Annotated in this window: 11 protein-coding genes; 3 read left to right on the top strand and 8 right to left on the bottom strand. The window is 61.1% G+C overall.

What is annotated here, in order from left to right; all coding sequences use genetic code 11:
* The 4 genes from AC6FTP_RS07005 to AC6FTP_RS07020 all read right to left on the bottom strand — a co-directional run.
* Positions 1-1,674, bottom strand: a 1,674-nt coding sequence (locus AC6FTP_RS07005; protein WP_497206194.1) for a choice-of-anchor D domain-containing protein, incomplete at its 3' end; no start/stop codon positions are given.
* A gap of 20 nt (positions 1,675-1,694) precedes the next feature.
* Complete coding sequence (locus AC6FTP_RS07010; RefSeq protein WP_497206195.1) at positions 1,695-1,982, bottom strand: hypothetical protein; 288 nt, start codon at positions 1,980-1,982, stop codon at positions 1,695-1,697.
* Between the two features lie 60 nt (positions 1,983-2,042).
* Complete coding sequence (locus AC6FTP_RS07015) at positions 2,043-2,480, bottom strand: hypothetical protein (protein WP_497206196.1); 438 nt, start codon at positions 2,478-2,480, stop codon at positions 2,043-2,045.
* Entirely contained in the window at positions 2,481-2,738 is a 258-nt protein-coding gene (locus tag AC6FTP_RS07020) for a hypothetical protein (protein WP_497206197.1), read from the bottom strand.
* 695 nt (positions 2,739-3,433) lie between these two features.
* On the opposite strand from AC6FTP_RS07020, the gene AC6FTP_RS07025 reads away from it, so the two are divergent.
* Positions 3,434-5,458: a sulfatase gene (locus tag AC6FTP_RS07025; RefSeq protein ID WP_497206198.1), complete on the top strand. Its 2,025-nt coding sequence runs from the start codon at positions 3,434-3,436 to the stop codon at positions 5,456-5,458.
* A 12-nt stretch (positions 5,459-5,470) separates the two neighbouring features.
* Complete coding sequence (gene queD / locus AC6FTP_RS07030) at positions 5,471-5,836, top strand: 6-carboxytetrahydropterin synthase QueD (RefSeq protein ID WP_497206199.1); 366 nt, start codon at positions 5,471-5,473, stop codon at positions 5,834-5,836.
* On the opposite strand, the gene AC6FTP_RS07035 is transcribed toward queD, so the two are convergent.
* From AC6FTP_RS07035 to AC6FTP_RS07050, 4 genes are all read right to left on the bottom strand, one after another.
* On the bottom strand, positions 5,837-6,538 hold the full coding sequence (locus tag AC6FTP_RS07035; protein WP_497206200.1) for an ABC transporter ATP-binding protein: 702 nt from the start codon (positions 6,536-6,538) through the stop codon (positions 5,837-5,839).
* Between the two features lie 8 nt (positions 6,539-6,546).
* Positions 6,547-8,379, bottom strand: a complete 1,833-nt coding sequence (locus AC6FTP_RS07040) for an efflux RND transporter periplasmic adaptor subunit (protein WP_497206201.1) — start codon at positions 8,377-8,379, stop codon at positions 6,547-6,549.
* Positions 8,376-10,067 (bottom strand): TolC family protein, encoded by a 1,692-nt coding sequence (locus AC6FTP_RS07045; protein ID WP_497206202.1) that lies wholly within the window; start codon positions 10,065-10,067, stop codon positions 8,376-8,378. The genes AC6FTP_RS07040 and AC6FTP_RS07045 overlap by 4 nt, the downstream gene beginning before the upstream one ends.
* Before the next feature lie 122 nt (positions 10,068-10,189).
* Positions 10,190-11,866 carry a cation:proton antiporter domain-containing protein gene (locus AC6FTP_RS07050; RefSeq protein ID WP_497206203.1) on the bottom strand — a complete coding sequence of 559 codons (1,677 nt, stop codon included), beginning with the start codon at positions 11,864-11,866 and terminating at the stop codon, positions 10,190-10,192.
* Here AC6FTP_RS07050 and AC6FTP_RS07055 point away from each other — a divergent pair.
* Positions 11,865-12,680, top strand: a complete 816-nt coding sequence (locus tag AC6FTP_RS07055) for an ABC transporter ATP-binding protein (RefSeq protein WP_497206204.1) — start codon at positions 11,865-11,867, stop codon at positions 12,678-12,680. The genes AC6FTP_RS07050 and AC6FTP_RS07055 overlap by 2 nt on opposite strands.
* Positions 12,681-12,716 lie beyond the last annotated feature (36 nt).

Here is a 12,716-nt window from a genome sequence, read left to right on the forward strand (position 1 = left end):
CACCGCACTGGCGAGCACGCCGCTAGAGTTCAGCGCAGGGGAGCCTATGAAGCTGTAAAGCGTGGAGCCGACCGGGCCGCCGAGCACGGCGCTGCCCGTGGTGCCCTGGACGGCGATGTCACCACCCACATTGACGACAGGCGAACTGCCTGGAGCGACGACGGAGCCCGTCACAGGGAAGTCAAAGGCAGCCTCGTTGAGGTCATCGCTATTGATGGTGATGCTGCCCGCGTAGGTGTTCGGGGTGGCGCTTTCCAGAGACACCTGGAAGCCGTAGTCAGCACCGGGGGCTATCACCGCAGCGGCACCATTGGTGGTGTAGCCGGAGGGAACCGTGATCGTGGTGATGTCCAGCGGCGCGTCACCCGTGTTGCGCACCAGGAAGTTGCGGATGCTGGCCACATTCTGAGCCGTGCCACCAAAGCTCACCGCCGTAACTTGCCCGTCGCTCAACTCAGGAGCCAGGCTGTGGCTGCCATTGTGGACGACGACCTCAGGAGCCAGGCCCGTGCCGGAGAGGGTGATGTCGAAGGGATTCTCATCCGCGTCACCATTGACGATGTGCATCACGGCCGAGCGCGCGCCAGCGCCCAGGGGAGCAAACCTCACGGTAAGAGTCGTGTTACCCGCCGCCGCCACCGAGGCCGCCGGGGAGGTGGTGACGGTGAAGTCACCCGGATTGGTGCCATCAAAGGAGATCGCGCCGACGCTCAGGGCGCCCGTGCCCGTGTTGTTCACCGTGAAGGTCTGCGAGAGATTCAGGCCCACCTCCGTGGTGCCAAAAGCCTTGCTGCCCGCATCCGGGATGTTCACCGCCAGCGAGTCGGCGATGGCGATCTCAGGGACGGCGGGAGGGGCGGAGGCCCCACTTGCCACCCAGGCCACAGCTTGCTCGAGCAAGCGATCTGCATTGCCCGACCGGAGATCACTGTTACCATAGCCAGTGTTGCCCGAATAAATAGGACCGAGGTAGGCGGCTTTGCCACTGCCGCTGGAAGCCACGACCACACTGGCGTTGGCAGCCAGCACGGTCGATCCGCTGTCCGCCACGCCGCCGAACGAAAACTCAATGAAGGAGCTTACTGGGAAGTTGGAGACCCCCGTTGTCACAGGATGGACGGTGCCATTGAGAGTCAGCGTGCCACTAACAGTATAGTCATAGGTAGCCTGCGTGTTGACCGGAATGATGTCATTGATCTCCGTGGCATCAGAACCATAGATACCCCAGCCCGTCATGACCACACCGCCCCCGGCCTGCACCCAGGTCTTCAACGCCGCTGCATAGATCGTGTCTGTTGAGCCGCCATTGCCGTTATTGCCGATGACGACGGCATTGTAGGCATTTAGTTCACCCACGGTATCGACATCCGTCGGATCGACCAGTGTCGCCGTGAAATTGTAAAAGGTGTCGTTGTTCAATTGGTCCACAATGGCCTGATAGCCTGTGTTATCCCACCCCGCTCCTTGGCCAATCACGGCGACTTTGATCTGACTTTCCGTGGTGAGGTTGGTGTAGGTGAACCAATAGGTGGGCTCTAGTATGCCAATTGCCAGCACGCTGACGCCATTTCCCCAGGCACCGTCCACGCGGATGTCGGCATTGGCGACGGGGAAGCTGGTGAAATCAACCCAGCGGCCATTGGATGCAGTGACATTGATGAGCCGGTAGGTCATGCCGGACTGAAGGGGGGCGTTCAGGGTGATGGCTGGGCGGCAGGACCACCTGCGGGAACGGAGACGCTGGCGATGATGGAATTGGCATTGTCCAGGACTTGCACGGTGTCCGCCTGCCCCTGGCTATTGAACACGACACTGACGAGTTTCGTGTTCTGCACCGCGGTGATTTGCAGACCGGAGTTGCCCCAGCCACTCAGATTATAAGCAAAAGCAGGGCCGGGGATGACGGCGGCTTGTGTCAAGGGGGCTATGATCAAGGCTGACAGGATTAGCAGCGTCGTCTTGATGAGGGAGGGTGTTTTCATGGGAGTGCTAGCGGAGGAGAGACAGGAGACGGGAGCGAAGCGGGCGGGGAGCGCAGATCATCAGGCCCCGGTGAGGGTCCAAGTGTGCCACTCGCTCCAGTTGCCGAATTCTTCGCCTTTGTAAAGGTAACGAATACGAACTTTGATGACGGCGCTCTGGCCGGGGCCGGGCAGCCAGTTTAGGGTGTAGTGGGGGCGGAGGTCGGTATCGGTCTGCATGCCGACGGTGCCGAGATCAAACGCAAGTTTAATGCCATAAAACTCTTTTTTAACCCAAACGACTTCGAGCTTGCCGCCGCTGGTGGCGCGCAGGGTGAACTCAGGGGTGATGGTGGGGCTGGGCGCAGCCTCTTCAGGGCCTTCGGTGCCGAGGTCAGCGCCGATGACGTCGTTGTAGCCGGTAGATTTTTTGATCTTGTCGGCGATGTAGGTGAAGACACGCTTCAGGCAGCCGTGGGCAACGGCGGCGGGAGCTCCGGCAGGCGGGGTAAAGCCCATCTAGGCGATGTTGCCGGGGATGGCTTCGTCGTAGAGCGCTTTGTCGATGCAGGTGTACCCGGCGGCGGTGGCGGTCTCCAGGGCACCCCGGAAGTCATCGAGGCCGTAGATGGCATTATCGACCTCCAGGAGGACGTCGGTGACGTCTGCGGGCACGAGGCCGAGGGAGGCGACGTGGAGAGGGAGCTTGAGTTTAAAATTACGCAGCCAGATGACCTGGTCGCCGATGCGGAGGGGGAAGTAGTCCTGACGTTTCATGGTTTTGCGGGGTTTGATGGGTGGATTTGGGGCTGGATCTGGCTGGTCATAAAAAATGTGGCTGTCGTAGGTGACGCCCGGTTGATCGAATCTAGCCATCTAGGGGAACCTCCGGGCGAAAGGCTGGGGAGCGGCGGCGAGGCGGAGAAAGGGCAGTCTCACCCCACCGAAATGGCCGCCCACTTTCCAAAAGTGGGCTGTCACCTTGAAAAGGTGGGCGGGAATATTCCAAAAGTGGGCACCCACTTTTGAAAGGTGGGTGGGGAACTTTGAAAAGTGAGCGCCCACTTTGCCGAGGTGGGCAGGGAACTTTGAAAGGTGGGCGCCCACTTTTGGAAGGTGGGAGGGGACTTTTTCGGGGTGAGCACCCACTTTCCAAAGTTGGGCGGGGATATTCCAAAGGTGAGCACCCACTTTGCTGAGGTGGGCCGCCACTTTGCCAAGGTGGGCAGCGGTTTTACCGGGATGCAGGGCCAGGGCGAGCGGGTCGGGCTCCTGTCCGGCGAGGTCAGATGGCAGAGTGAGAGACATGGCATCAAGGACTGCAAGGAGGACGCGCACGACACATCCAACCCTTATTTACCGGTTTGGCCCCCAAACGTTACGAGAAAACTTTAGATTATGGTTAACCCCCCCCCAAGCTCCCTTGTTTTCAAAGTTTGCACGGAAGGCAGGCGGATGCTCCAGTACAGGTGATGCCTCCCCCGCGCTGTTTTATTCCTCTCCTGCTTCTCTGTCTGCTGACTGCGCCGCTCCATGCGGCCACGAAGTCCTCGAAGAAACGCAGCTCCAGCGCCTCGGGGAAGCCGAACGTGCTCTTCATCATCGCGGATGATCTGCGGGACTATGTGGGCTGGATGGGCGGGCATCCGCAGGCGCAGACGCCAAACATGGACCGGCTGGCGAAGCTGGGGATGCGCTTCACGAATGCGCACTGCAATTACGCGCTGTGCAATCCCTCCCGCACATCTCTGCTGACGGGGATGATGCCCTCCAGCAGCGGCGTTTTCGGCAATGAGCAGGACTGGCGGCGGAGTCTGCAGATCGCGGGGAAAGCGACGCTGCCGGAGCACTTCAAGGGGCTGGGCTATGCGACGGCGGCGGGGGGGAAGATCTTCCACGCGAACCACGGCGGGCCTGAGGGCAAACTGGCGGGCTGGCATGGCGGGCGGCGCGGCTTTGAGCAGGATGCGGCCTGGGACGTGCGCTTCCCGGAGGCGGGCACGCAGATCCCGGATCTGCCGGTGCATACGGGGCAGAATTTTAACGGCCTGGACATCTGGCACTGGGACTGGGGCCAGATCGATGTGCCGGACGAGCTGACGGATGACGGCGCGGTGGTGTCCTGGGCCTCGGATCAACTGCGCAAGAAGAGCAGCAAGCCTTTCTTTCTGGCCGTGGGGCTCTACCGCCCGCACCCGCCCTGGTATGTGCCGAAGGCTTACTTCGATATGTTTCCCATCGAGACCATCCAGCTCCCGGAGGTGAAGGCGGATGATCTGGCGGATGTGCCCGCCTTTGCCAAAAGCCACGACAAGCCGGGCAGCCATCACGATGAGATCGTGAAGCGCGGCAAGTGGAAGGAGGCGGTGCAGGCGTATCTGGCCAACGTGGCCTTTTGCGATGCCATGCTGGGGCGCGTGATCGAGGCGCTGGAGGCGGGGCCAAACGCGAAGAACACGATCGTGGTCTTCACCTCCGACCATGGCTGGTATCTCGGAGAGAAGCACCTGTGGCACAAAGGCAAGCTTTGGGAGGAAACCACGCGCGTGCCCCTGAGCATCCTGGCTCCCGGCGTGACGCAGCCGGACACGGTGAGCTCGCAGCCGGTCTCGCTGATCGATCTCTACCCCACGCTGTGCGAGCTAACGAAGACGAAGTCTCCCGAGCATCTGGACGGCACCAGTCTCGTCCCGCTGCTGCGTGATCCTGCGGCGAAGAGCCCGCGCCCGGCCATCACGGTCATGGGCGGCGGTGCGGAGGTGAGCTATGCGGCGCGCACGGAGCAGTGGCGCTACATCCGCTACGCGGATGGCAGCGAGGAGCTGTACGATCATCAAACTGATCCAAATGAGTGGACGAATGTGGCGGCAGTTCCGACGAACGAGCTGCTGAAGAAGGACATCGCGAAATTCTTCCCCGAGGATTTTCAGCGTGCGGCACGCCCGGTGGACGACATCGCCATCGCCCCCAGCCCGGACGGGTCCATTCATCTCAAACTCCAGCCGGGAGATGAGCTGAATGCCGCCGAGGCACCGGAGATCACTGGGCGTGGCATCTTCATCGAGACCTCTTTTGACTATGATCCGCGTGTGGATGCGGACAGCAGTCTGGTGAGCCAGGGCGATGCCAGGGTCGGCTATGCGCTCCATCTCGTGGCGGGGAAACCGACGCTGAGTGTGTTCAAGGACGGCGTGGCCACCACGGTCGTCGGTGATGGCCTCCAGGCCGGTCCCTGCCATGTCCGCGCAGGCATGGATGCCGATGGGCTGATGTCTCTGGCCGTCCCCAGCCGCAGCGAGATGCTGGCGAATGCGCCCTACGCCGCCGGGTTCCCGGAACAGCCGAAAGCCGGGCTGACCGTGGGCCAGAGCTTCGGTCCGCTGAGCCCGAAGGAGTACCCGAACAGCACGCCGTTTGATGGCGTGGTTCATCGCTTGCGCGTCACCATCCTCCCGCCGAAAGAGCAGATCGCCAAGCCACTGCCCGCCACGAATTAATCCCGCCTCCCCATGCGCGCCCGCATCATCAAAGACTTCCGTTTTGAAGCCGCTCAAACGCTGCCGAATCTCCCCGAAACGCACAAATGCACGAAGATGCACGGGCACAGCTTCAAGGTGGAGATCGCGGTCGATGGGGAGGTGAATCCCGCCATCGGCTGGGTCTATGATCACGCCGAGATCAGCCGGGCGATGAAGCCGCTGCTGGAGCTGCTGGATCACAGCTACCTGAACGAGATCGAAGGCCTGGAGAACCCGACCATCGAATACATGGCGGCCTGGCTGTGGAAGAAGCTGGCGCCGCAGCTCCCCGGCCTGGCGGAGATCACGATCTACGAAACCCCGAGCGCGCGCTGCGTGTTTCGCGGGGAGTTTTGATCACTTCTTCGCGCGGGCACCGGGCTCGTCACGGTCGAGGAATCCATCGCGGAGGCGGATGATGCGGGTGCAGCGCTCGACCATGCGTTCGTCGTGGGTCACGAAGATGAGGGTGCGGCCCTGAGCGTTGAGATCGTCGAAGAGGCCGAGGATTTCCTGGCCGGACTTGCTGTCGAGATTGCCAGTGGCTTCGTCGGCGAGGATGACGATGGGGTTGTTTGACAACGCGCGGGCAATGGCGACGCGCTGCTGCTGGCCGCCTGAGAGTTCGTTGGGCTTGTGGCCAAGGCGATGACCGAGTCCGACCTGGTTGGCGAGCTTTTCGGCGACTTCGCGCATCTTGCTGTCCTCGGCTCCGCCATAGTACATGGGGACGGCGATGTTTTCCATGACGGTGAGCTGCTGGATCAGATTGTAGCTCTGGAAGATGAACCCGAGATTGCGATTGCGGGCCTCGGAGAGGTCGTCGTCATCCAGGGTAGCGACGTTTTGCCCGCCGAGGAAGTAGTCACCCGAAGTGGGCTGATCGAGACAGCCGAGGAGGTTCAGCAGCGTGGACTTACCACAGCCGGAGGGGCCCATGATGCAGACGTATTCGCCGGGGAAGATGTCGAACGAGATGCCCTGAAGCACCTGACTGACGACGTCTCCCATCTGGTAGGACTTGCGAATGTCCCTCAAGCTGATGAGCGGCTCGGGCATCGGCAAAATCAGTTGGCGGATGTCTTGTCAGCGGGAATGGCGGCCACGTCTTTGGCTTTGTCCTTGGTCTTGCCTTTGGGTTTGGTCAGCTGGTCAGGAGTGCCAGAGGCAGGCTTGGTGGCGTCTTCGGTGTTGGCTTTCTTCGGCAGGGCAAGTGCGACCTCTTCACCCGCACGAACGCCATCACGGACCTCGATGAACTCGTCATTGAAGACGCCGGTCTTGATGAAGCGGCGCTCCAGCTTGGCTCCGCTGCGGATGTAGCAGTAGTGCTGATCCTGCTCGACCTCAACGGACTGGACGGGGACGAAGACGACATCGGAGAGCTGATCGACGACGATCTCGACCTTGGCATTCATGCCTGGACGGAGCCAAGGATGCGTGCCGGTGATGTGGATGTTCGAGGGATAGACCTTGAGGTTCGGCGTGTAGCGGCTGCTGGAGGAGTCTGGCATGAGGGCCAGTTCGGCGACGCGGCCTTCGAGGACGATGCCGGGCTCGGCATCGACTCTGATGAGGGCGGTCTGGCCTATCTTCACCTTCTTCACCTGGGATTCATGGACCTTCACGTTCACTCCCATCTGCGACATGTCAGGAATGGTGAGCAAGGTCTGGCGGAGACGGACAGTGGCCCCTTCTTCGATGCTGTTGCTGTAGTTGTAGGAGGCACCTGCATCGAGATCACCATAGGCGACGAGGCCGGGCTGCACAGCCTTGATGTTGCAGGCCTTTAGCTGGCGCTCCAAATCTTCACGCTGGGCAAGTTCCATCTCGTAACGGCGCTTTGAGGTCGTAAAGCGAGTTTCGGCGGTGGCCATCTTGGAGCGGTTCGCACGGACGGTGCGCTCTAGGCGTGTGAGGCTTTCGCGGTAGGCGGAGAGGAGAAGGGCACACTGCTTGGAGAACTCGTATTTCTTGAAAAGGTCGAGCTCCGTGGTGGCCGTCTTCACGGCGAGGGTGACTTTTTCATAGGTCACCTGATCATTTTCGAGCTGCGTCTTCGAGATGAAGCTGCGGGCGGCGAGACGCTCGGAGGATTCGACCTTCTGTTTGGCCACGGCGAGTTCGGATTTGCTAAGCAGCATCTTGTCTTCGAGCTGACGTAGCTTCTGCTGCGCTTCGCCGTCTCCACTGGCGGATCCTTCGAGGAAGGGGGAAAAGTCGATGCGACTCTGAACTGGCTTGGCGGTGATCTTTTTCGCGGCGGGTGGCGCGACAGGCTTGCCGCCCACGGATGTGGCTTTGGCGACGGCTGGATCGACTGGCGTATTGGCCTGGGTGTCGAGCATGACGACGTATTTGTCGAGAGCAGCCACCGTGCTCGGCAGGCTGGCATCGTCGAGGATCTTGGTGGTGAGGTCGCGTCCGAGATATTTCTCGAAGTCCATGAGGGCGAAGGTGCTGGCCTCCTTCATGTCGCGGACGAGGCTTTGGTTTTCACTGCGCTGGATCTCGCGGCCTTCATCGGCATCGATGTAGTTTGAGACGGTGGTCTGAAACTCGATCTCGTGTGTTTGGATGCGTGTCTTGATGTCCGTGCTGTCGAGTTCGATGAGCACTTTGCCCTCCTTCACATCTTCCTCAGTGATGAGGTAGCCTTCGGGGATGATGCTGAGGATTTTTGTCGGGGTCTCGATCTCAGATTTGACCTCGTAGTTCTGCAAAGCGCGGATCTCACCGCCCTGGAGCACCGCCACCTGGAGCGGGCCACGAGTGGCAGAAAAGGTGGGCACGGCGGCGGTCTCCTCGCCTCCGGGAGACAGAATGAACCAACCAGCCGTGCCTGCAAAGGCAGTGCCGATCAAAGTCCATGTTTTCCAATTGGCCGTCTTCTTCATCATGAGTCTCCTTGGGGCTTCTCTTGTTTCAATACGTCTGCCCAGCGGGCATCTTTCCGAATGAACAGCACGCCCATGTCCGTCCAGAGCTGGAGGCGGGCGAGGTTGTGGTCGATCAAGGTGGAAATGACAAGGTCGCGGGCGGTGATCAGACGGTCCTGAGACTCCACGATGTCACGCGCGGTGCCCTGGCCCTCGGCCATGAGCGCTTCCTCGATCTCGAGTCGCTTTTGGGAAAGCTCCAGGCCTTTCACGGCGAGGTCATATTGGCGGCGGGCCACCTGCAAAGCGCGCCAGTCCGTGCGGATGGTGCTGCGCAGCTCCTCCTCGACGAGTTCCAAGGTTCGGCGGGCCGCCTGCTCGGAAATCTGAGCAGCACGGAGGTCGTTGCGTTCGGGAAGTGTGTTCAGGTTCAGATCAAAGTCGAGTCCAGCAAATGTCTGGCGCTGGCGGTGATTCACACCGATGCCCGTCGTGCTTCCACCCGTCGGTGTGCCGATATTATACCCCGCCAGGGCATTGACCGTGGGCAGGGTGCTCTGGTGGGCGATCTTCACCTGGCGCTCGTTGTCATAAACTCGATCACGCTGGTTAAAGAGGTCCAGCCGGGTGATCAAAGCGGTGTCGATCATCTGCTCCACAGTGCCCTTAGGATCGATCACTTCGAGCTTCTTCATCTCGTTGTTGTCGAGCATGATTTTTTCCGTGACCGGCAGTCCGAGGACGATCTTCAGATCATCCAATGCCTCTTCATACGTGCGGATGGCTGTAATCCACTGGCGCTCATAGGTGATACCCCCCTGCTCGATCTGCTTGAGCTGGGATTGGGAGCGCAAATTGGCCTCGGCAAGGGCACGATCTCTTTCCAATGAGTCGAGTGATGCTTTGTAGGCGATGAAGCGGTTGCGCACCTGCTCACGGGCCTGGATCGCACGCAGATACTGGCGGGTCACGTCCACCGCAAAGATCTTCCTGAACTGAGTGAAATCGCGGATCTCGTAGAGCACATCACGCTCGTCCTGGCGCAGCGGCTCGGCGGCGACAAGTACGCCAGCGCCACGCAAGAGCGGTTGGCTAAGGGCGACTGCGGCTCGTGAGTCACTGACACTCCGGACTCCTCCTGTGAAAAAACGGGTGAAGTCCGTGGTGAGATCCATGGCAAGCCGCGCGCCCGTTTTCATCAGGAGATCAAGTCCAAGAATGCCATCCGTGTTTAGCGATGAGGTGCGGACAAAGTCATTCACCCGATTGTGAACCTGAGTCTCACGGATGGTGGAAGCTCCAGCGCCTCCAACAATAGGACCGAACTGCTGCCGGGTCTCCGTGAGCGTGAGGGCACTCAGATAGACGCGCTCTTTCCTTCCGAGGTAAATGCGATTCCGATGCACGGCGAAATTCAGAGCATCTGGCAGAGTCACAACACGTGCACCTTTTTCGATGAAGGCGCGCTCACCCAGGAAATCAGTGGTTTCCGCCTGTTTCGTTAGCGTGGCCAGATCTACCGGCGGCGGTGGGGTGATGTTCTGAAGCACATCGTCATCCGCCCCGGACACGACGGCGGACTTCTTCTTCAAAATGCCGAAGACTTCCTTGTCGGCCCACTTCTTGTAAAAGCCCTGGGTGCAACCCGCCAGAACCACACTCAGCGCGACCAAGGGCAGGACTGAGCGGTAATGACGAGGGCAAGGCATGGTTCGAGAGATGAGATGGATAAAGGCCGTGCCGTCTGCGGGGTTGGTGGCAGCGGCGGGCAGGAATTTGGGGGGGTTGGAGATACGGCACCGCGAAGGGATGTCTATCAGGAGACCGCTCTTTAGCCCTGCATCACCAGCGCCTGCTCCACGATGGAGCGCCCGGCTTCGAGCTCGTCATTCACCACCACGGTGGCTCCGAGACGCTTCAGGCGCTCCACATCGGAGGCAAAGCGGGCTCGGGCGAGGATGGGGATGTCTTTCCGCTGATGGCGCACCAGCGAGAGCCCCTCGGCGATGATCGGCGCATCTGGAAAGGTGAAGGCCACGAGGCGGGCCTCGCTCAATCGAGAGAGCGCCCAGGTTTCCTCATGCCCGGCATCGGCGAAGAGCACCGGCTGCCCGTGCCGTTTCAGCGTGCGCACCGTTTCGGCGTTCAGGTCGATCACGAGGGTCGCAATTCCTTGATCTAGCAGCGCCTTGTTCAGCTTCTCGCCCACCGGGCCGTGCCCCACGATGATGGCGTGATCGGACAGCCCTTTGATCCGCTGCCGCAGGATGTCCGAGTCCGGCAGACGTGGCTTTCCCCTGCCCCAGCCGCGTTTTTCCATCCAGGCTCCCAGCGGCTCGCCCGCACGCATCAGCGCTGGCAGCAGGCCCATGCTCAGCGCCGCGCTGCCGATGAGGATCTGCTGAGTGTCCGCACTCCAGACTCCGGCAGGGCCGGCCTTTTGCAGCAGCACGAGGGAGAACTCCCCTGCACTGCTCAGGCCGATGCCCGCCATCAGCGCCTGACGATGCACCAGCCCGAGCCGACGGGCGATGGTGGTGATGATCACCGCTTTGAGCAGCATCAGCGCCACGGTCAGCCCGAGCACCGCCTGCCAGTGCTGCGCCGCCAGACGCACATCCACCATCAGGCCCACAGAGACGAAGAAGAGAGTCAAAAAGAGATCCTTGATGGGCATCACATCTGCCAGGATGCGCGGCTTGTAGATCGACTCACTCACCGCCAGCCCGGCCACGAAGGCTCCCAACGCCAGCCCCAGTTCCAGCATCCCGCCGATGAAAGCCAGGCCGATGCAGCAGCCGACGACACTCAGGGTGAAAAGCTCCCGGTTGCGCGTCTTCGTCACCGCATTCAGCAGCATCGGGATCAGCAAGCGCGCACAGACGCCCGCCAGCACCACAAAGAGCCCGCCACGTCCGGCCAGCGACCCGAGCCGCGCCAGCAGGCTGCCCGTTTCTTTGCCATCAGGCAGCAGCAGAGGCAGCACGAGGAAGAAAAGGATGATGAAGAGGTCCTGAAAAATCGCCACCGCCAGGGCCATGCGCGCGCCGGGGCTGGACTCGTGCCCGAGATCCTGAAACGACTTCAGGCTCACCGCCGTCGAGCTCATCGCCAGCGCCACCGCCACCAGGATCGCCGCCGTGCCGCCCATGCCAGACAGCGAGGCCGCCGCACCGGCCACCAGCGCACAGAGCCCCATCTGCCAGCCCCCGCCCACAAAGGCCAGACGGCGGACGTATTTCAGATCACTCAGGGAAAACTCCAGCCCCAGGGTAAACATCAGCAGCATCACCCCGAACTCCGACATCTGGGAGATCGCTGCATGTGTGCTGCCGCCTCCGAGCGCCTCGATGATTCCGCTGTTCGCGATCACCACCCCACAAATAAAATACCCCGCGAGCAGCGACTGCTGGAGCCGCAGCAGCAGCAGCGAGATCAGCACCACGCCCACCAGCATCAGCGCGAGCAGGATGAAAAGGGGTGGAAGTTCAGCAGCGGCGAGGACCATGAGGCGAAAAGCAAAGGGCGCAGACCGCAGCACGGGCAAGCTGAAATTCTGCTTTCTGCTTTTGGCCTGCGCTTTTCACGCCAAGATCGCCGCAATGATCGAGATCGAGAACCTGACCATGCATTACGGCGCGCTGAAGGCGCTCGACGGACTGTCGCTGAAAATTCAGCCTGGGGAACTCTTCGCCTTTCTCGGGCCCAATGGAGCTGGCAAAACGACGGCGATCAAGCTGCTCACCGGCCTCATGAAACCCATGCAGGGCAGCGTGAAGCTCTGCGGGATCGACATGCAGGTGGAACCACTGAAGGCCAAGGCCCTGCTCGGCTATGTGCCGGACGTGGCCGTGTTTTATGAAAAGCTCACCGCTCCCGAGTTCATGCACTTCATCTCCGAGCTTTTCGAGATGAACCCGGCGCACGCGGCGGAGCGGACGGAGGCGCTGTTCACCCAATTCGGACTGCACGAGCACTGCTCCCAGCGCATCGAAAACCTCAGCCACGGCACCCGCCAGCGGCTCGGCATCGCCAGCGCGCTGCTGCATGAGCCAAAGGTCTTCGTGATCGACGAACCCATGGTCGGGCTAGACCCCATCCATGCCCGCATCGTCAAAGCCGAACTCAAGCGCCAGAGCCGCGCTGGAGCCACCGTACTGATGAGCACCCACCTGCTGAACATCGCCGAAGAGGTCGCCGACCGCATCGGCATCCTGCATCACGGCAAGCTCCTCTTCGTCGGCACCCTGGCTGAACTCCGCGCCGCCCAGGAAAAGCAGGGGCTTAATCTGGAGGAGATCTTTTTGGAGATGGTGGGGTAGGGGGAAAGTTCTCAGTTCTCAGTTCTCAGTTTCTGA

The organism is Prosthecobacter sp., assembly GCF_044378005.1.
In the GTDB taxonomy this organism is placed as follows: Bacteria; Verrucomicrobiota; Verrucomicrobiia; order Verrucomicrobiales; family Verrucomicrobiaceae; genus Prosthecobacter.

Bases quoted from the DNA above. Each gene is read 5' to 3' on its own strand.
- AC6FTP_RS07010 (WP_497206195.1), bottom strand. From the start codon at position 1,982: ATGAAAACACCCTCCCTCATCAAGACGACGCTGCTAATCCTGTCAGCC.
- AC6FTP_RS07015 (WP_497206196.1), bottom strand. From the start codon at position 2,480: ATGGGCTTTACCCCGCCTGCCGGAGCTCCCGCCGCCGTTGCCCACGGC.
- AC6FTP_RS07020 (WP_497206197.1), bottom strand. From the start codon at position 2,738: ATGAAACGTCAGGACTACTTCCCCCTCCGCATCGGCGACCAGGTCATC.
- AC6FTP_RS07025 (WP_497206198.1), top strand. From the start codon at position 3,434: ATGCCTCCCCCGCGCTGTTTTATTCCTCTCCTGCTTCTCTGTCTGCTG.
- queD (WP_497206199.1), top strand. From the start codon at position 5,471: ATGCGCGCCCGCATCATCAAAGACTTCCGTTTTGAAGCCGCTCAAACG.
- AC6FTP_RS07035 (WP_497206200.1), bottom strand. From the start codon at position 6,538: ATGCCCGAGCCGCTCATCAGCTTGAGGGACATTCGCAAGTCCTACCAG.
- AC6FTP_RS07040 (WP_497206201.1), bottom strand. From the start codon at position 8,379: ATGATGAAGAAGACGGCCAATTGGAAAACATGGACTTTGATCGGCACT.
- AC6FTP_RS07045 (WP_497206202.1), bottom strand. From the start codon at position 10,067: ATGCCTTGCCCTCGTCATTACCGCTCAGTCCTGCCCTTGGTCGCGCTG.
- AC6FTP_RS07055 (WP_497206204.1), top strand. From the start codon at position 11,865: ATGAGGCGAAAAGCAAAGGGCGCAGACCGCAGCACGGGCAAGCTGAAA.
- AC6FTP_RS07050 (WP_497206203.1), bottom strand. From the start codon at position 11,866: ATGGTCCTCGCCGCTGCTGAACTTCCACCCCTTTTCATCCTGCTCGCG.